The organism is Pseudomonas sp. R3.Fl (assembly GCF_023516765.1).
Lineage (GTDB): Bacteria > Pseudomonadota > Gammaproteobacteria > Pseudomonadales > Pseudomonadaceae > Pseudomonas > Pseudomonas citronellolis.
The window spans coordinates 5,390,160-5,409,511 of record NZ_JAMGSO010000001.1; the positions used below are offsets into that span (position 1 = coordinate 5,390,160).

Annotated in this window: 15 protein-coding genes; 10 read left to right on the plus strand and 5 right to left on the minus strand. The window is 67.6% G+C overall.

The window, feature by feature from the left end:
- The first annotated feature begins 4 nt into the window (after nucleotides 1-4).
- The 9 genes from M8R19_RS23805 to M8R19_RS23845 all read left to right on the plus strand — a co-directional run bounded on the left by M8R19_RS23805 (nucleotide 5) and on the right by M8R19_RS23845 (nucleotide 12,081).
- Entirely contained in the window at nucleotides 5-928 is a 924-nt protein-coding gene (locus M8R19_RS23805; protein ID WP_249919103.1) for a LysR family transcriptional regulator, read from the plus strand.
- A gap of 211 nt (nucleotides 929-1,139) precedes the next feature.
- Entirely contained in the window at nucleotides 1,140-3,524 is a 2,385-nt protein-coding gene (locus M8R19_RS23810) for a TonB-dependent receptor plug domain-containing protein (protein ID WP_502943074.1), read from the plus strand.
- Between the two features lie 17 nt (nucleotides 3,525-3,541).
- A complete protein-coding gene (locus tag M8R19_RS23815) occupies nucleotides 3,542-4,618 on the plus strand; it encodes an ABC transporter substrate-binding protein (protein ID WP_249919105.1) in 1,077 nt (358 codons plus the stop codon).
- 299 nt (nucleotides 4,619-4,917) lie between these two features.
- On the plus strand, nucleotides 4,918-5,853 hold the full coding sequence (locus tag M8R19_RS23820) for an ABC transporter permease (RefSeq protein ID WP_249919106.1): 936 nt from the start codon (nucleotides 4,918-4,920) through the stop codon (nucleotides 5,851-5,853).
- Between the two features lie 32 nt (nucleotides 5,854-5,885).
- Nucleotides 5,886-6,896 carry a sugar ABC transporter substrate-binding protein gene (locus tag M8R19_RS23825; RefSeq protein WP_249919107.1) on the plus strand — a complete coding sequence of 337 codons (1,011 nt, stop codon included), beginning with the start codon at nucleotides 5,886-5,888 and terminating at the stop codon, nucleotides 6,894-6,896.
- A 52-nt stretch (nucleotides 6,897-6,948) separates the two neighbouring features.
- Complete coding sequence (locus M8R19_RS23830; RefSeq protein WP_249919108.1) at nucleotides 6,949-9,072, plus strand: ABC transporter permease; 2,124 nt, start codon at nucleotides 6,949-6,951, stop codon at nucleotides 9,070-9,072.
- Complete coding sequence (locus tag M8R19_RS23835; RefSeq protein WP_249919109.1) at nucleotides 9,069-10,148, plus strand: NHL repeat-containing protein; 1,080 nt, start codon at nucleotides 9,069-9,071, stop codon at nucleotides 10,146-10,148. Before M8R19_RS23830 ends, M8R19_RS23835 begins: the two co-directional genes overlap by 4 nt.
- Nucleotides 10,145-11,650, plus strand: a complete 1,506-nt coding sequence (locus tag M8R19_RS23840) for a sugar ABC transporter ATP-binding protein (RefSeq protein WP_249919110.1) — start codon at nucleotides 10,145-10,147, stop codon at nucleotides 11,648-11,650. The genes M8R19_RS23835 and M8R19_RS23840 overlap by 4 nt, the downstream gene beginning before the upstream one ends.
- Nucleotides 11,651-11,670: 20 nt before the next feature.
- Nucleotides 11,671-12,081 carry a carboxymuconolactone decarboxylase family protein gene (locus M8R19_RS23845; RefSeq protein WP_249919111.1) on the plus strand — a complete coding sequence of 137 codons (411 nt, stop codon included), beginning with the start codon at nucleotides 11,671-11,673 and terminating at the stop codon, nucleotides 12,079-12,081.
- Between the two features lie 28 nt (nucleotides 12,082-12,109).
- Here the strand turns inward: M8R19_RS23845 and M8R19_RS23850 are convergent, their stop codons facing one another.
- From M8R19_RS23850 to M8R19_RS23860, 3 genes are all read right to left on the minus strand, one after another.
- Nucleotides 12,110-12,334, minus strand: coding sequence for a hypothetical protein (locus tag M8R19_RS23850; protein ID WP_249919112.1), 225 nt, complete (start codon nucleotides 12,332-12,334; stop codon nucleotides 12,110-12,112).
- A gap of 66 nt (nucleotides 12,335-12,400) precedes the next feature.
- Nucleotides 12,401-13,345 (minus strand): DUF1302 domain-containing protein, encoded by a 945-nt coding sequence (locus tag M8R19_RS23855; RefSeq protein ID WP_349654703.1) that lies wholly within the window; start codon nucleotides 13,343-13,345, stop codon nucleotides 12,401-12,403.
- 216 nt (nucleotides 13,346-13,561) lie between these two features.
- The gene (locus tag M8R19_RS23860) at nucleotides 13,562-14,461 is read right to left on the minus strand and encodes a LysR family transcriptional regulator (RefSeq protein ID WP_249919114.1); all 900 of its coding nucleotides are present in this window, start codon (nucleotides 14,459-14,461) and stop codon (nucleotides 13,562-13,564) included.
- A gap of 94 nt (nucleotides 14,462-14,555) precedes the next feature.
- Here M8R19_RS23860 and M8R19_RS23865 point away from each other — a divergent pair, with 94 nt between their 5' ends.
- The gene (locus M8R19_RS23865) at nucleotides 14,556-15,737 is read left to right on the plus strand and encodes an MFS transporter (RefSeq protein ID WP_249919115.1); all 1,182 of its coding nucleotides are present in this window, start codon (nucleotides 14,556-14,558) and stop codon (nucleotides 15,735-15,737) included.
- A gap of 35 nt (nucleotides 15,738-15,772) precedes the next feature.
- On the opposite strand, the gene M8R19_RS23870 is transcribed toward M8R19_RS23865, so the two are convergent.
- A complete protein-coding gene (locus tag M8R19_RS23870; RefSeq protein WP_249919116.1) occupies nucleotides 15,773-17,080 on the minus strand; it encodes an NtaA/DmoA family FMN-dependent monooxygenase in 1,308 nt (435 codons plus the stop codon).
- A 69-nt stretch (nucleotides 17,081-17,149) separates the two neighbouring features.
- Entirely contained in the window at nucleotides 17,150-19,234 is a 2,085-nt protein-coding gene (locus tag M8R19_RS23875) for a TonB-dependent receptor (protein WP_249919117.1), read from the minus strand.
- Nucleotides 19,235-19,352 lie beyond the last annotated feature (118 nt).

Sequence of the window (19,352 nt, forward strand, 5' to 3'; positions counted from 1 at the left end):
GGCCATGGCCAACCTCGATCTGAACCTCAACCTGCTCGCCACCCTCGATGTGCTGCTCAGCGAGGGCAGCGTCAACCGCACCGCCGCGCGTTTCGGCGTCAGCCAGGCGGCGATCAGCGTGCAACTGGCCAAGCTGCGCGGCCACTTCGGCGACGAGATATTCGTTCCCCGTGGGCGGCGCCTGGTCACCACGCCCTTCGCCGAGACCCTGCGCGAACCGGTGCGCGAGCTGATCGAACAGGCGCGGCAGGTGATCGGCCTGCGCCAGGGCTTCGACCCGGCCACCACCGAGCGCGACTTCCACGTCCACGCCGGCGATATCGATGCGATCCTGCTGCTGTCCCACGTGATCCGTGGGCTGCATAGCGTGGCGCCGAACATCCGCCTGTACATCCACGGCTCGGTGGCCGCGCCGTCGATGATCGACTTCTTCATCCGCCCGGTCGGCCTGCACACCCCTGAGTTCAGCAGCTGCGTGCTCTACACCGACCACTACTGCGTGCTGGCCGACGCCGGGCACCCGGCGCTGGCCGACAGCATCAGCGCGCCGGACTACCTCGCCGCCAGCCATATCGTCCGCCATGCCGGACACACCGGGGCGCCCAGCTTCGAGGCGGCGACCATGGCGCGCCTGGGGCACGCCCGCAAGGTCGGCCAGGTGGTGGAGCATTACGGCAGCATTCCGCCGATGCTGGTGGGAACCCGCTATCTCACCACCGTGCCCACTTACTTCGCCCGGCAGATGGCGGAAAGTTTCCCATTGAAGTTCGTTTCGTTGCCCTTCGAATTCCCCGGCCAGACCATTCTGCTGCAATGGCATCCGCACCTGGTCGGGGATATGGCGGCGAACTGGCTGCGGACTTTCATCGTCGAGTCGGCAATCGAACTCTATGCTTCTGAAAGTGCTGGGGAGTTATTTGTCGGATAACTAAAAGTTAATCCTGAGTTAGTTGGAAATTATATTTCATAATGCACACTCAAGTGCATTAAAACGTATTTCCTTATTCTTGATTCGGAAACTATCGTCGGCGCCTCTAATCAACTAAATGGAGTTTGTCTGGATGCGCCTTGTCGATGTAGTTCCTGGAGTAAGGAGTCTGAGTTTCACCCTGCTGAGCACCTGGGGCCTGGCCCAGGCGATGGACCCCGCCGGCGCCCTGGCCGCCGAATCGGCCGGCGAGCAGTCCGGCGCCGAAGCGGCCGCCACCACCCGCCTGGACCCGGTGATCAGCCTGGGGACCAATCGCCACGACGCCACCTCGCTGCAGAGCAGTTCGCCGGTGGACGTGATCAGCGCCGAGGAACTGCAGCGCGCACCGGGCACCGGCCTGAGCGGCATCCTGCAGAACCTCCTGCCATCCTTCCACTTTCCCCAGGCCATGCAGCAGGCTGACGCCGTGTTCTCGGTCGGCGGCGGTTCGCTGCGCGGCCTGCCGCCGGGGGAGACACTGATCCTGGTGAACGGCAAGCGTCGCCATCCCTCGCCGCTGCTGAACATCGGCAGCGTCTACGACCGCGGCTCGACCAACACCGACCTCAACGCCATTCCGGTGAGCGCCATCGACCATGTCGAGGTGCTGCGCGACGGCGCTTCGGCGCAGTACGGTTCGGACGCCATCGCCGGGGTGGTGAACATCGTGCTCAAGGAGCGCGACAGCGGCGGCGGGCTGAACACCCGCATCGGCCAGTACAGCAAGGGTGACGGTCTGCGCAAGAGCTACGGCGCCTGGAAGGGCCTGGCGCTGCCCGGCGACGGCTTCCTGACCCTGAGCCTGGACGCCCTGGACAAGGACAAGACCCGCTCGGCCTCCACCGACCGCCGCCACTTCTACAACAGCGACGGCAGCGAGATCGCCTTCGACCGCAAGTGGGACACCGGCGACGCCGCCGCCGACCGCTACAGCTTCGCGCTGAACGCTGACGTGGGCCTGAGCGACGCGTTGCGCGCCTACGGCTTCGCCACCTACTCCTACGACCGGGTGCGCGCCAACACCCCCTTCGTGACTCCGACCAACGCCAATAACCGCCGCGACGTCTACCCGGCCGGCTACACCCCGGAAATCACCCTGAAGACCGAGGACATCGGCGCCACCGGTGGCTTCAAGTACGACCTGGGGGAGGCCGGGCGCTTCGACTTCTCCCTCAACCACGGCGAGAACCGCTCGCGCTACTACCGCCCGGTGACCCTCAACCCGACCTACGTGGACGCCGCCAGTACCACCAAGAACTATTCCGGGCAGTTCCGCTTCTACCAGAACAACGCCACCCTGGATTACGTCAACGACCTGAACTTCGCCAGCGTCGAGCGCCCCTTCACGGTCAACGCCGGGATAGCCTGGCGCAACGAGAAGTTCGAGGAGCTGGCCGGCGACGACGACTCCTGGCAGACCGGCGACTACCGCAATGCCAACGGCTCCACCCCCAACCCCGGCGCCGGCTACCGGCCCGCCGACGAGGGCGTGTACAAGCGCCACGTGTTCGGCGTGTACGGCGGGGTGGAGCACCAGCTCACCGACAAGCTCAACCTCGGCGTCACCGCGCGCACCGAGCGCTACTCCGACTTCGGCAACACCTCCACCGGCAAGCTCAGCGCGCGCTACGACTTCACCCCGCAAGTGGCGCTGCGCGGCACCGTCAGCACCGGCTACCGAGCGCCTTCGCTGTCGCAGATCGGCTACCAGCGCACCGACGGGCAAATCCTCTCCGGCACCGACTACTACTCGCTGATCCACATGTTCCCGGCCGATTCGGAGGCCGCCCGCGCCCTGGGCGCCACCGACCTGAAGCCGGAGAAGTCCACCAGCTACTCCCTGGGGCTGGTGCTGCGGCCGACGCCGAGCAGCTCGCTGACCATCGACGCCTACAAGATCTTCCTGCGCGACCGCGTGGTACTCACCGAGAACCTCACCGGTAGCCGCGTGCGCGACATCCTCAGCGCCGCCGGCTACACCAACATCATCGGCGCCAGCTACTTCACCAACGGCATGGACACCGAGACCACCGGCGTCGACCTGGTCGGCCGCCAGCACCTGGGCCTGGCCGAGTACGGCGAGCTGGACCTCTCGGCGAGCTTCAGCGCTGGGCGCACCAAGGTCACCGATATCGCCGACATCCCGCGCCTGGCCGGCACCGACAACATCCCCATCGGCCGCCGCATCGTCAGCCTCGCCGAGGACGCCGCGCCGAACAACAAACTGCGCGTGGAAGCCCGCCACGGCTTCGGCAAGTGGCACACCACCCTGGCCGCGACCCGCTATGGCACCTACAGCCTGAAGGCCGCCGAGGGCCAGGAAAGCTACGACAAGAGCTACGGCCCGCAGTGGGTCACCGACCTCGACCTGGCCTATGACGTGACCCAGGCGCTAACCGTCTCGGTGGGCGCCAACAACCTCTTCAACACCCACCCGGACCTCTCCACCCCGGCCTCGCGCAGCACCTCCGGCTACCTGGTGAAGTACTCGCACATCGTCCCGGATGGCGCCGAGGGGGCCTTCTACTACGTGAACCTCGACTACCACTTCTGAGACAAGGAACCCCGTCGATGCCCGATACCCACACATCGCGTCGCTGGCCCCTGGCCGCCGCCCTCGCGGGCCTGCTCCTGCTGGGTGGCTGCGGCCCCGACGCGCCGCACGAGACGGCCGCGCGGGCGCCCGCCGCGGCGCCGCCGGCCGAGCTCCAGGCCCTCTACGACCAGGCCCGGAGGGCCGGGGAGAAGGAGCTGGTGCTGTATACCGCTTTCCCCGAGACGGTCGAGTTGTGGCAGGCCTTCCAGCAGGACTTCCCGGAGATCCGCTTCAAGCCCACCGCCACCACTCAGCTGTACACCCGGCTGGCCAGCGAGGCGGCCTCGGGCAACCATATCGGCGACCTGGTGCTGACCGGCTACAGCGAGCTGGCCGAGCTGGTGCGCCAGGGCCGCCTGGCGCGCGACGTGCCGGCCACCAGCGACACCATCCCGGCGGCCTACCGCGACCCCGCCGGCTACTTCCAGCAGCCCTGGGTGAACGCCTTCACCCTGGCCTACAACACGCGCCTGCTGCGCCCGGAGGAGGTGCCGCAGACCTGGCCGCAGATTCTCGACCCGCGTTTCAAGGGGCGCTTCGCCCACGTGCGCTTCGTCGGCGCGAGCCCCTTCGACGCCGCGGTAGTGCTACTGCAGGAGGAGGGCAAGCTGAGCGACGCGCAGCTCCAGGCGATCCACGACAACGGCGGCGTCAGCGACAACCCCGGCACCCTGACCGCCAACCTCGCCCAGGGCCGCACCGACTTCGTGCTCTGGGCCCCGGCGCAGGTGGTGGCGCGCTTGCGCGACAACGGCGCACCGGTGGCGCTGAGCTTCCCCGCGGACGTGGCCATTCTCTATGGCCCGGGCGTGGCCAGCCTGCGCGACGCGCCGCACCCGCACGCCGCGCGGCTGTTCAAGAACTGGCTGTTCACGCCGCGCGCGCAGGCGATCATCGCCGACAAGGAGTACGCCTACGGCACGGCGCCCAACGCCCCGGCGCCCAAGGGCTTCCCGGCGATCGACAGCTTCGTGCAGAAGAGCATTCCGTTCGACCAGGTGAACGCCTACTTCGACCGCTACCGCGAGAAAACCCAAGCGATCTGGCGCTGATCCGCAGCGGCGGGCACGGGCGCGCCCCGTGCTCGCGGCGGGGCGGCGGATGCGGCCGAATGCGCGGCGGCTAAACGGAGAGGACGTTATTCAATAAATGAATAACTAAAGTATTACTAATTATTTTTTGTTCTGTTCGGACTTGCGCATAGTACCGCCCCGGTAACTCCTTCCTTTGCGCGGCGCCGCCACGGCGGCGTCACTGGCGAATTCGACAAGGCCCCGGCCGTTGCCGCGACCGGGGGTATGACAGACGCATGAGAACCTCCGAACGCCCGCGCTTCACCCAGGAGCGAATTGTGTTGGCCCTCGTGGTGGCGCTGTTTGCGCTTTCGAGCGTCGCGCTCCCGGGCTTCCTCGCCGCCGACAACCTCATCGCCATCGTGCGCTCCATCTCGGTCCTCGGCATTCTGGCGCTGGGCATGGCCATCGTGGTCATCGGGCGCGGCATCGATCTCTCCAGCGTCGCGGTGATGGCCATGTCCGTCGCCTGGTACCTGCAACTGCTGGGCGCCGGCACCGGCGACGGGCTGGCGCTGCTGCTGGTGCTGTCCGGGGTGGTGGGCATCGGCCTGCTCAACGGCTTGCTGGTCGCCTACGCGGACGTGCCGGCGATCTTCGTGACCCTGGCCAGCGGCTCCTTCGTGTTCGGCTACGTGCGCTCGCAACTGATCACCCAGGACGCCGTGCCGGTGCCGCCCGGGCACTGGTTGGAAACCCTCGGCGGCCTGCGCCTGCTCGATGTGCCGGTGGAGGTGTTCATCTTCGCCGGGCTGAGCCTGGCGCTCTTCGCCTTCCTGCGCTTCACCAAGTGGGGCCGCTACGTCTACTACGCCGGCGACAACCCGGTGACGGCGCGCAACGTCGGCATCCCGGTGCGGCCGATGCTGGTGCTGCGCTACGTGCTGTCCGCGCTGGTGGCCCTGGTCGCCGGCCTGCTGACCGCGGCCAGCCTGCATTCGCTCAATACCCGGGTCGTCAACTCGACCCTGCTCTACGACATCGTGCTGGTGGCGGTGATCGGCGGGGTCGGCCTGTCCGGCGGCCGGGGAGGGGTGCGCAACGTGCTGGTGGGCGCGGCGCTGATCGGTGTGCTGCTCAACGCCATGACCATCCTCGACGTTCCGCTGCTTCACCAGAACCTCATCAAGTCCAGCATCCTGCTGGCGGCGATCATCATCGATGGCCTGCTCAACCCACGGGACGAGCAGACCTCGCAGCAAGGCGACATCTGAGCGATCGACCATTCATCAAGGAGAGGATTTCCATGAAACTGTTCGGCAAGGTACTGGCCGCCACGGCCATCGTGCTGGCTACCTCGGTTTGCAGCGCCGCGGAGGTCTCCGGGCCGGTCGCCTATGAGGCGGCGCTGAAGAACAAGCGCGTGCTGCTGGTGCCCATGACCATGGGCTTCGACCTGGCCCAGGGCTGGGCGGCCTACCTCAAGCGCGAGGTGGAAGGTTTCGGCGGCGTGTTCGAGACCCGCGACCCGAACTGGAGCGCCGAGGCCGGCGCCCAGGCGATCACCGAGGCGATCGCCTCCAGCAGCAAGCCGGACGTTCTCGTCGTGCAGTCGCCGGACCTGAACTCCTATTCCAAGCTGTTCAAGAAGGCCCAGGCCGCCGGCATCTACGTCATCGCCATCGACAACCCGGTCAACTACCCGGTCGACGCCTTCGTCGGCTCGGACTGGGACCGTCTCGGCCAACTCGAGGCCGAAGCGGTGATCCAGGGCTGCGGGGCGAATTCCTCGAAGAAGGTCGCGCTGATCCAGGGCGATCAGGTCAACGCCTCCAGCCTGTACCAGTACGCCGGCATCACCAAGGTGCTGGAGAAGCACCCGGACTTCCAGGTGGTCGCCAAGCCCGATTCCAACTGGGACGCCACGACGGCGCGCAACGCCGCCACCACCATCCTCCAGCAGCACCCGGACATCTGCGGCATCGTCGACTTCTGGGACGGCGACGCCAGCGGCACCGCCGCCGCCATCCGTGACGCCAAGCTGCAGGACAAGGTGTTCCTGGTCACCACCGGCGGCGGCGAGAAAAGCGCCGACTGCGACCGCCTCGAAGACGGCACCTATGGCGCGGTGGTCATGACCGACCTGGCCCGCCAGTCCGGCGATATCGCCGCCATCATCAAGTTCCTGCTGCAGAGCGGCCAGCCCGCCGGCACCTCGCACGCGCAGATCTACACGCTGGAAAAGGCCACCACCAGGAAGGACCTGAACGCCGCCAGCTGCTGGGACGTGAAGGCGCTGCAGGCCGCCAAGCCGTAACACGCTCCCACCCTCGCGGGGCGGCCGCCCCGTCCCGCTTCCGGAACTCCCCATGTCGTTACGCGAACGTATCCAGGCCTGGCGCTACAACCGCATTCCCGACCACCTGATCGGCGAGCTGCTGACCAAGCGCTGGACCGACAACGCCATTCCCTTTTCCGTGCTGGTGGCGACCATCGCGATATTCGGCTCCGCCATCGCCGGCTTCTTCAACCTCACCTCGCTGCAGGAGTCGACGCGCCAGCTCGGCGAGTTCTCGCTGGTGGTGACCGGGCTCACGGTGGTGATGCTCGGCGGCGGCATCGACCTGTCGGTGGGCTCGATCTTCGCGCTGTCGGCGTTTTCCGCGGTGTCGGCGCTGTTCATCTTCGACCTCCCGGTGTGGGTGGCGCTGCTCGCGTCCATCGCCACGGGGGCGATCTACGGCGCGATCAATGGCTACCTCATCGGCTTCCTGCGCCTGCGCGCCTTCATCACCACGCTGGTGACCTTCATCATCGGCCGCGCCATCTACGACATCCTGGTGGTGAACTACGCGGCCAGGGTGCAGACCTCTGCGGTTTCCTCGGAGGTGTGGGACTTCATCGGCGACGGCACCCTGTCCGGCCTGTCGGTCGCGGTGCTGGCGGCCATCGCCATCGCCGTGGTCACCCACCTCGCGCTGACCCGCTCGCGCCCCGGCTGGCACGTGCAGGCGGTCGGCGGCTCGCGGCGCTCGGCGCACAACGCCGGCATCCGCGTGCGCCGCACGGTGTTCTTCACCTATGTGTTCTGTGGCTGCTGCGCGGCGCTGGCCGGCTTCCTCATCGCCTGCCGCCTGAGCGGCGTCGGCCCGGGCACCGGGCTCAACCTGGAAATCCTCGCGCTCACCGCCGCGGTGGTCGGCGGCAACAGCCTCGGCGGCGGCCGTGGTTCGGTGGTCAAGGGCCTGATGGGCGCCGTCATCGTGCTGGTGATGACCAACGGCCTGATCCGCCTGGGCTACGGCACCGGCACCACCCAGCTGGTGCTTGGCGTGATGCTGGCGGTGGCGGTCACCGTGGACATCCGCTGGCTGAAGAACCGCCACAAGGTGCTCGACGAAGTCTACGTCGCCCCGGTGTACCTGAAGCTGGGCCGGACGCTGTCGGCCGAGCCGGGCTCCGGTACCGCCTACGAGCTGGACGATCGGCTGTCGCGCACCGAGTACATCGGCCTGGGCGAACTGGAGGGGCCGGAAGACGTCATCCTCGACCGCGACGACAACCTCTACTGCGGCACCCGCCACGGCGAGATCGTGCGCTTCTTCGCCCCGGACTACCGCCGCTCGGAAGTCTTTGCCCACGTCGGCGGCTTCCCGCTGGGGCTGGCCTTCGACCGCGACGACAACCTGATTTCCTGCGTGGGCGCCATGGGCCTGTACGCGATCTCGCCGTCGCGCGAAGTGCGCAAGCTCTCCGCCGAGACGGCGCGCTCCTGGACTTCCATCGTCGACGACGCGCGCCTGCGCGACCCCAACGACTGCGATATCGCCCCCGACGGTCGCATCTACTTCACCGACTCCACCAAGCGCTACGACGCCCATGACTGGGCGCTGGATTCCATCGAGAACCGCCCGACCGGGCGCCTGCTGGTGTACGACCCCAGGGATGGCTCGACGCGCACGCTGCTCGATGGCTATCGCTACACCAACGGCGTGTGCCTGGCCCACGACGGCAAGTCGCTGTTCTTCGCCGAAAGCTGGGCCTGCCGGGTGCATCGCTACTGGCTGGAAGGGCCCAGGGCGGGCACCGCCGAATGCGTGATCAAGGACATGCCGGGCTACCCCGACAACATCAACCGGGCTTCCGACGGCGGCTACTGGATGGCCTGGCTGGGCATGCGCACGCCGAGCTTCGACCTGTCGCTGCGCCACCCCGGCATGCGCAAGCGCATGACCCGGCGGCTGCCGCAGGACGAATGGCTGTTCCCCAACATCAACACCGGCGGGGTGGTGAAGTTCGACGAAAGCGGCGCCATCGTCGAGACCCTCGGCGACCTGGGCGGCCTGTCGCACCCGATGGTCACCTCGATGCGCGAGCACAAGGGCTACCTGTACGTCGGCGGCATCCTCAACAACCGCATCGGTCGCTACCGCCTCGACGGCGCGGACCCGACCTGGACCGGGGTGCGTTCGTACTGGGGGGAGAAGGCATGATCCTCGACCCGATTCTCGACCTGTTCCGCAGCAAGGCGGTGACCATTCCACCGCTGGACGGGGCCTTCCGGCCGAACACCGCGCTGGACGACGCCCCGTTGCTCGCCCGGCTCGGCGACGCCGACAACCTGGTGGTGCGCGGCGGCGAGCTGCTGGCCAGCAGCGGCAACGCGCTGTACCGGCTGGACGCCGGCGGCGCCGAGCCGCTGGCGAGCTTCCCCGCCGCCGTCACGGCCCTGGCGGTGGCCCCGGACGGGGCGCTGGCGATCGCCCTCGACAACGGCACGCTGCTTGTCGACGGCGAGGAGCAGCCGTTGCCGTCAGGCGTGCGCTGCATCACCGCGCTGGCCTTCGCCGCGAATGGCGAGCTGTGGCTGGCCAATGGTGCCGCCGAGCGTTCGCCGGCCGACTGGGCCACCGACCTGATGCTGCACGGTTCATCGGGTTCGCTGTGGAAGCGCCCGCCGGGGCCCGCGCGCTTCGCGCAGGTCGCAGGCGACCTGGCCTTTCCCTACGGGCTGCTGCCGGTGGGCGAGGGCGGCATCGTCTTCACCGAGAGCTGGCGGCATCGCCTGGTGCGCCTGGACGCCAGCGGGCGCCGGGTCATCGCCGACAAGCTGCCCGGCTATCCGGCGCGGCTGGCGCCGGCGCAGGACGGCGGGGCCTGGCTGGCGTTGTTCGCGCCGCGCAACCGGCTGATCGAGTTCGTGCTGCGGGAAAAGCATTACCGCCTGGACATGCTGGCGCAGGTGCCGCGCGCGTTCTGGATCGCCCCGGCGCTGTCCTCCGGACGCAGCTTCCTCGAGCCGCTGCAGTGCGGCGGCATCAAGACCATGGGCGTGCACAAGCCCTGGGCGCCCAGCCGTTCCTACGGCCTGCTGGTGCGCCTGGACGCAGCGCTGCGGCCCACCGCCAGCCTGCACAGCCGGGCCGACGGCCAGCGCCACGGCATCTGCAGCGCCGTCGAGCACGCCGGGCGGCTGCTGGTCGCCAGCCGTGGCGGCGATTGCATCATCGACGCGGGGCCGGTGTCTTCGCCGAGCCGCCGCGCCAGTGCCTTGGAGGTGCACGGATGAACCAGACCGACGCGATAGTCGAACTGCGCGGCGTCACCAAGGAATACCGCGGCGTGCCGGCAGTGAAGAACGTGGATTTCCGCCTGGGGCGCGGCGAGATCCACGCCTTGCTCGGGGAGAACGGCGCGGGCAAGTCGACGCTGACCAAGATGATCGCCGGGGTGGTCGAGCCCAGCGCCGGGACGCTCCTGCACAAGGGCCGCGAGGTGCGCTTCGGCTCGCCCTACGAGGCGCTGGAGGCGGGCATCGCCATGGTCTTCCAGGAAACCAGCCTGGTGCCGTCGATGACGGTGGCGCAGAACCTCTACCTGGGCTCGGAGAAATTCTTCAACCGCCTGCGCGGCACCTACATTTCCGCCCAGCAGTTCCTGCAGTCGCTGAACTTCAGCGTGGACCCGGCGGCGATGGTCGAGACCCTCGGCGCGGCCAAGCGGCAGATGGTCGAGATCGCCAGAGCGGTGCACCACAACGCCGAGGTGATCATCTTCGACGAACCCACGGCGACGCTGACGCCGGAGGAAAAACGGCATTTCTTCGCCCTCGTGCGGCGCCTGAAGGCGCGTGGCGTGAGCATCGTCTTCATCAGCCACGCGCTGGAGGAAGCCCTGGAGCTGTGCGACCGCATCACCATCCTGCGCGACGGCGAGCTGGTGGCGAGCGGCCCGGCCGGCGAGTTCGACCGGCAGACGATAGTCGCGGCCATGGTCGGCCGCACCCTGTCGGCGGCGCTCTACCGCGAGCGCCAGCCCGAACGCCTGCGCCCGGCCGGCAGCAAGATTCTCTCGGTGCAGGGCGTGTCGATGGGCGCCAGCGTGCGCAACAACTCCTTCTCGATCTTCGCCGGGCAGATCACCGGGGTCTTCGGCCTGATCGGCTCGGGGCGCACGGAAACCTTCAAGGTGGTCGCGGGCATCTACAAGCGCGACTTCCTGCGTGGCGGCAGCATCGAGCTGGATGACCGGCCGGTACGCTACTACGTGCCGCGCGAGGCGGTGAAGGCGGGGATCGTCTATATCACCGAGGACCGCAAGAGCGAAGGCTTCTTCGAAACCATGTCGATCGCCGAGAACCTGTTCTCCGGCCTGCTGGCCGCCGACCGGGAGAGCTCCGCCGTGCTCGGCGCGGCGCAGATGCGGGCGCTGGCGGCCGAGTGGGTTGAGCGCCTGAACATCCGCGCGATCAACGACAACGCGCTGGTGGTCGAGCTGTCCGGCGGCAACCAGCAGAAGGTGGTGATCGGCAAGGGGCTGGTGCAGGCGCCGCGCCTGGTCATCTTCGACGAACCCACGCGCGGCGTGGACGTCGGCGCCATCGCCGAAATCCACCAACTCATCCATCAACTGGCCGACGCCGGCCTGGCGGTGGTGGTGATTTCCTCGTACCTGCCGGAGATCATGAACCTCTCCGATCGTATCCTGGTGTTCCGCCAGGGGCGGGTGGTCGAGGAGTTCTCGCCAGCCGAGGCCACCGAGGCGAAGATCATGTACGCGGCCGTTCACTAACACAGGCGAAGGAGTCGAAGATGGCGACAGTGAAATTGTGGAGCAATGCCGACGTGCAGGCGCACCCGGATGTTAAGGCGGTGTTCGAGGATATCCGCGCGACCCGCAAGTCGGAGTTCGTCAACAACTTCTGGCGCGGCCTGGCCAACGACCCGGCCAACCTGAAACGCGTGTGGGAGCAGCTCAAGGCGGTGATGGTGGCGCCGGGCGCGCTCGACCCGCTGGTGCGGGAGTTGATCTACATCGCCGTGTCGACGGCCAACGGCTGCCAGTACTGCGTGCATTCGCACACCGCCGCCGCTCGCGCCAAGGGCATGAGCGACGCCCAGCATGGCGAGTTGCTGGCGGTGATCGGGCTGGCGGCGCAGACCAACCACCTGGTGACCGCGATGCAGATTCCGCTCGACCCGGAGTTCGACATCAAGAGCTGAGCGGCTCCAGCGTGCGGGGCGCTCTCCGCTACGGGGCAAGCACCGTCACCAGCAGCATCTTCTGCCCGCCGCGCAGCACCGCCAGGACGATGCCTAGGGCCAGGCCGAATACCGCCGAGGCCTGGCCCGAGAGCAGCGCCAGTTGCAGCGTCAGCGCGCCGCCGCCAAGTGGGCTATCGGGCCAGGCGCCGAGCAACTGGTAGGAAATGATTCGATCTATCTGATAACCAGAAGGAATTATAAAGCTTGTCATCCTTTTAATGGAGGAATAAGTCGATGTGCGTCGCGCTTATATCTTCCGGTGCTGTTTCGATAATTTTTAGACATTGTCGGCGCTGCGCGGCAGGGCCATGTTCTCGGAGTAGGAGGCGAACAGCTGCGAGCGACCGTCCAGGTCGTAGTAGGTGCTGTCCGGCAGGGCCAGGCCATCCACCAGGGGTACGGTGTCGGGCACCAGGCCCGCCGGCACGCCCATGGCTTCGAGTTGCTGGCGCAGATCGACGAGTATGCCGTTGGTGCCCTTGCCGAACACGTCGTTGTCGTTGAGGAAGGCCCCGGTGGGCATCACCTCGTTGCCGCGCCACTCCAGTCCGTAGAAGCCCTCCACGCTGAGGCTGTCGCTCAGGCCGACCTGCAGGGCGACCATGTCGGTCGGCAGCAGCGCCTCCTTGAGGCTGGCGCTGGGCAGTGCGATGCGCCCGACGTCGATGGGGTTGGCCACGTTCAGCCCGTCGGCGTAGTAGATGCCTTCGCCCCAGTTGATCACCTGCCGGCCCAGGCGCAGGTTCACCGGCATGCCGTGGATTTCCCGGTTGCCGTAGACGTAGGCGTCGAGCAGGCGCGTGCCGTGGCCGAGGCGGTTGCGCAGGTCGGACGGGTAGCGTTGGTCGCTGTCTGTGTTGTGCAGGGCGAAGGCGCCGCCGCTGGGCGGGCGGTCCATCAGCTGAGTGTCGTACCAGGCGCTGCCGCGCACGAACAGCCCGTCGTCGTGGTACTTGAGGTGCAGTTCCGAGGTTAGCTTGAACTCGCTGGCCGCCAGCCCTCGGGCATAGTACTCACTGCCGTCGTTGGCATTGGCGAAGAGGTTCTGCCCATCGTGGACGATGCGCTCGGCCTTCGCCGTGCGGAGCATCGCCGTGTACTCGGCGACGCTATCCAGCGAGGCCTCCAGGCCGTCCACCGGCGTTGTGAAGGAAAACGCATACGCCATCGGCGGCGTACTCAAGAGGCTCCCGAGGAGGAGCCGTGCAGTCGATCTTTTCATTGTTATCTGCTCGATCCAGGTTCAATTCCCCGGTGGCAGATGACACCAGCGCAGGCCGGTGTGAACCAGAAGATCAGCGGACAATTAGCGGGGATTTTCGGACACGGCTCCTAGAGAGCCCGGTTGTTATACGCAGCCTGGAGCGGCGACTGTTCAGTCCTCCTGTACATCTGCCTTGGGTTGGTTGGCTTGCGGGAGCCGACTGGCTGTATCGCCTCAGTCGTTGAACAGGCACTGGCGCAACCAGCGATGGCCCGGGTCTTCGTGACTGCGAAGGTGCCAGGCGACGTGCACCGCGTAGCCGGGCACGGCGAAGGGGAGGTCGATCACGTCCAGCTGTGCGTGGTGGCGTTGCAGCAAGTTCAGCGGCATCACGCAGACCAGGTCGGTACTGGCCAGGATTGGCGGCACCAGGTGGTAATGGCCCACCGAGAGCGCCACGTGGCGGCGGCGCCCGAGGCGGGCGAGGCGCTCGTCCATGAAGCCGCGCAGCCCGCCGCCCTGGGGGGAGACGATCAGGTGGCGCAAGCGGCAGTACTCGTCCAGGTCCGGCGCCGCCTTGCCCCTGGGGTGGCCCTTGCGTTGGCCCATACGGTAGTCGTCGTGGAACAGCGCCCGCGACTTGAGGTTTCCCGGCAGTTCGGACTGGATGCACAACAGCAGATCTAGCTCGCCGCTTTCCAGTTGCGCGTCGACGCTGCGGGCGTCCACCGCGCGAAAGGTCACCTGGATACCCGGCCCGCACTGTCCGTAGAGTCGGGCGATCAGCGTCGGGGCGACATGGGCCGCGGTGTTGTCGCTGGTGGCGATGTTGAATATCCGCCTGCTGTGCTGCGGATCGAAGGCCGGGGCATCCTCCAGCACCGCGCCCAGGGCCGCCAGGGCTTGCCGCAGGGGCTGGCGCAGGCGCTCGGCGCGGGGGCTGCGCACCATGCCGCGGCCCTGTCGGGCGGGGACCAGCAGCGGGTCGCCGAAGCGCTCGCGCAGGCGCGCCAGCTGGGCTGACAGCGCCGGCTGGCTCAGGTATAGACGCTGGGCGGCGCGGGTGACGTTGCATTCCTCCAGCAGTACGTCCAGCGAGATCAGCAGGGGCAGGTCGGTGCCTTTGATATCCATAGTGTGGATTCGTCCGATATCGAGAATCGATTTCAACTATACCCGAGCCGCCGTGACACTCCAGGCATCGATGGCCACAGGACGGAGAAACGACATGCGTAGTACGATATCGCGAAAGCTCGGCGTGCTCACTTTCAGCACCGGAATACTGGGCAGCGGCTCGCTGGTCATGGTCGGCCTGCAGCCGGCGCTCCAGGCTTCGGGCTTTTCCGTGACGGAGGCGGCGGCGCTGGTGACGGCGTTCTCGCTGAGCTTCGCCTTGTCGGCACCGATCAGCCAGGTGTTGATAGGCCACCTGCCGCGGCGTTCGGTGATCATCGCGGGGCTGGGCCTGCTGGCGCTGGGTTGCTTGCTGTGTGCTGGGCTCGATGACCACCGTGGGGTGTTCCTGGCGCGCCTGCTCAGCGGAGTGGGTGCCGGCCTGTGCAGCCCGATGTCGTCGGCGCTGGCGGCTGGTCTGGTCCCCGAGCGCGAGCGCGGCTTTGCCCTGGCCCGGGTGTTTAGTGGCGTCACCCTGGCCAATGTGCTGGCGGCGCCCCTGGCCGTGGCTGTGGCGGTACAGGGCGGCTGGCGCCTGGCGATGGCCGGGCTGGGGGCTCTGGCGCTGCTGGCCGCGCTGCTGGTGGCGGTCCTGATCCCCGATGCCGAGCGTGGCCGCCGCCTGAGCCCGGCCGCGCTCGTCGAGGTGCTGCGCCACCGCCCGAGTCTGCTGGCGCTGCTGGGCAACGTGGCGCAGGTGAGCGCCATCTTCGCCAGCTTCACCCTGGTCGCCCCGCTGATGATGCAGCGCTGGGGCTGCGACGCGGTGAGCGTGTCCGCCGCGCTGCTGGGCTTCGGCCTGGCGGGGCTGCTCGGCAACCTCTGGGTCCGCCGGCTGGCCTTGCATCATTCGGCGCTGCGCCTGGGTGATGCGGCAAGTCTGGCCTTCCTGGTGGCCTTCGCCCTACTCGGCGGTGCCCGCGTGCTCTGGCCGCTCGGCGCGCTCGCCCTGCTGGCCTGGGCGTTGGCCCAGGATGTGTTCTATCCCTCGCAGCAGCGCCGCATGGTTGAATTGCAACCGACGCACATGGGCTTGGCCTTGGCACTGAACTCTTCTGCACTGTTCCTAGGCATGTCGGCAGGCTCAGCCCTGGGTGGGCTGTTGGCCAAGGCGCTAGGCCTCTGGGCGGTGCCCTGGATGTCGCTGGGGCTGGTCGGTGTTGCGCAGACGCTGAGCGTGGCCTCCCGCCGGCAAGCTGCCCGCGCAGCCGCACCGCAGGCCGCGCCGGCCGACTGACCCGGCACCCGTGGCGCGGCCAGGGCCCGCAGCCATCAGGCCTCTGCCAGGTGCTCGGCGAAGGTGCTGCCGCGGTAGCGGTCGCGGAACAGGCCGGCCTCGACTAGGCGCGGCACCACCTCGTCGAGGAACAGGTACAGCGAGCCGAACGAGCCGCCCGGCGCGGCGATGAATCCATCCATCGCGCCGGCGGCGGCCCAGTCGGCGATCTGCCTGACGGCGTCGTCCACCGTGCCTATCACCTGCCAGTGCGCGGCGGACAGCACTTCCGGGCGCATCAGCAGTTCTTCGGGCAGCAGCGACTCGCGTTCCAGCAGCCGGCGCAGCAGGTCGACATGGGTGCGGCTGGCGCCTGGCCGCAGTTGTGGCAGTGGCAGGTCGGCGGCCCGGATGCGCCGGTCGCTCGGCCAGGTGCTCAGGTCCAGGCCGATCATCTGCTCGATCGCGGCGAATTTGCGGGCTTTGTCCACCCGCGCGTGGGTCTGCATGAATAGTTCGCGGGCCTCGTCACGGGTGGGCGCCAGGTACAGGCTCAGGCCGGGTAGCAGGCGGATGTCCCCGGGCGAGCGGCCGTGACGCTCGGCGCGGCGCGACAGGTCGCGGCGCAACTCGGCGGCGGCGGCCTTGTCCGGCGTCGGGGCGAAGACGATGTCGGCGACCGAGGCGGCGAAGTCGCGGCCGCTGTCCGAGGCACCCGCCTGCACCAGCGGGATGCGCGCGCCGAAGGCCGGCAGGTTGAGCGGGCCGCGCACCTTCAGGTACTCGCCGTCGTGGTCGATGGGGTGGACCTGCGCCGGGTCGGCGTAGCGCCCGTTCTCGCGGTCGAGCAGCAGGGCCTCGCTGGGAAAGCTGGCCCACAGCTCGTGCACCACGCGGGTGAATTCCGCCGCCCGGGCGTAGCGTTCCTCGGCGCTGGGCATGGCCTCCAGGCCGAAATTCTCGTGGCCCTGCAGCGCGGTGACGATGTTCCAGCCGACGCGGCCCTTGCTCAGCCAGTGCAGCGACTGCAACTGCCGGGCGACCAGGTAGGGCGGGAAGAAGGTGGTCGAGACGGTGGACACCAGGCCGATGTGCGAGGTCTCGCGGGTGAGGGCGGCCAGCAGCACGGTGGGGTCGAGGCTGGCGAAGCCCGAGCCGCTTTCCACCGCCTCGATGGCCAGGCAGCTGACGTCGGGGCGGAACACGAAATCCAGGTGCGCGGCTTCCGAGCGCCTGGCGATGTCGAGCGCGAAGTCGCTGTCGTAGATCTCCTCGACGCGGCTGTCGGTGCGGCGCCAGGCATCGCCGCTCAGCCAGGTAGGCGCGAGGGACATGCCGATGTGCAGGCGTCTGGTGGTGCTCATCTTTCTCTCCTGTACCAATGCCAAAGGGCCGGTCCGTCGCCGGGCCGACCTGGTGTGGCGCGGGGCCGCTCAGAGCGTGCCCTTGACGCCGATGCCGAAGGTGCGGGGCTCGGTCATGCTCGCCTCGATGCCGCCGATGCCGCGGTTCTGCTGCAGGTAGGTGGGCGAGCGGTCGTCGAAGACGTTCTTCACGTAGCCGTAGAGCTGCACGTGGTCGTTGAAGCGGTAGCTCATGCGGGTATCGGTGATGGTGTAGGAGTCGACCGCGTAGGACTTGGTGTTGGCCACGTCGGAGTAGTAGCCATCCAGGTGGCGCACCTGGGCGTTGAGGTTGAGGCGCTCAGTGATGTCCCAGCTAGGGCCGAAGCTCAGGGTGTAGCCGGGTGAGCGGGCGAACTCGTTATGCACGTAGCTGCTGTTGCTGTCGATGTCGTCGATGTGGGTCTTCAGTGCGCCGGCGCTGGCCTTGAGCACCAGGTTGTCGAGCACGCGGTAGTCGGCGCTCAACTCCAGACCGTAAGCGTGGGCCTTCTCGGCGTTGATGGTGTAGGACTGGGTGAGCCCCGAGGAAATCACCACCGGGATGTTGTACTGGGCGTCGCGCATGTCCATGTAGAACAGGTTGCCGTTCAGGTGCAGGCGGTCGTCCAGCAGGCTGGCTCGGGCGAACAGCTCGTAGTTCCAGATCGACTCGTCGTCGAAGGTCTGCCACTGCTTGCTGCTCATGTTCAGCGACACGCCGCCGGGGTTGTAGCCGCGGCTGAGCATGCCGCCCAGGGTCCACTCGGGGGTCAGGGCGTAGGCCAGGGACACCTTCGGCAGCAGCGCCGAGAAGGTCTTGTCGTAGTCCAGCGCGTTGCTGGCGTACACCGAGGTGCCGCTGCGTTCGATCTGGTCCTGCTGGAAGCGCAGGCCGGTGCTCAGGGTCCAGCGCTCGGTTAGGCGGTAGTTCAGCTCGCCGAACACACCCAGGTTGCGCTTGGTGTCGTCGAAGGCGGAGATGCCGCTGAGGTAGAGGATTTCGTCGGAGTCGGTACGGGCGAAGTACACGCCGCCCATGCCGCTGAGCTCGTCCTGCAGCTCGCCGAAGGTAATGCGCGCTTCGTTGGAGGCGTTCTTCTGCTGGATGTCGGCGTCGCCGCCGTTGGCCACGCCGATGACCCGGTGCACGTTGGACTGCGAGTACTGCGTCTGGTTGAACAGCTTGATGCCGTTCTCCAGGTCATAGTCGAGGTCGACGACGTGGGTGTTGGTTTGCTGGTGCCAACTGGGCATGGTGGTGGAGGTGTGGTCGAGCTTGTGGAAAGGCCTGGAGGCGGCTTCCTGGGAGGGGCGGTTGGAGTCGCCGTGGGCAAAGGTGTACTTCGCCGCCAGGCCCGGGACGGACTCCGGCAGCCAGAGCAATTTGCCGCGCAGGTTCAGCGCGCGGAAGTCCTGGTCGGTGCCGTGGCTGGCGAACTTCGGGTTGGTGTAGTCGATGAAGGTGTCGCGGGCGGAGTAGTCCAGCGCCAGGCGCCCGGCCAGGTCGCGGGCCAATGGGCCGGACACCGCCAGCGAGCTGCGCCGCGCGTTGTAGCTGCCGGCCTCGGCCTGGTAGGCCGCCTCGGGGGTGAAGGTCGGGTCCTTGGTCTTGACGATGATCGCCCCGGCGATGGCGTTGGCCCCTTGCGAGGTGGTCTGCGGGCCACGGAACACTTCGATGCTGTCCACGTCCCACACCGAGGGCGCGCCGAAGTACATCTCGTTGTAGTTCAGGTAGTGGCCGTCGAGGTTGATGGTGGCGCGCGGCACGGTGCCGCCCCAGAACACGTTGGCCCCGTTGTTCGGGCCCTGGGCGTCCTGGCCGCGGATCACCGGCGCGCCCACCGAGTCGGTGTAGACCAAGTTGGGGATGTCGTTCAGCACTTCATGCACGGAGGCGTCGCCGGTCTTCTCGCGGTCGATCTCGCGGGCGTTCTTCACCGACACCGACGAAGCGGTGTTCTTCAGGTCGCGCTCGATCTTCTCGCCGGTGATCACCACCGACTCTAGGGCGAGCGCGTCCTTCTCGCGGGGGCTGGCGTCCTCGGCCAGGGCCGGGGGCGAGGCGAGCAGGGTGGACAGGGTGAGCACGCCGAATCCGTGGCTGAACGTGCGCTGCAGGTGGGCCTTCAAAATAACCTCCAAATGAGAACGATCCGCGTTTGCATTGGAAGGTATCATGCGGCCATTATATTCCGCAATAAGGAATATGTTCCGCAAAGTGGTATGTTCGACCGGGCCAACGGCCACG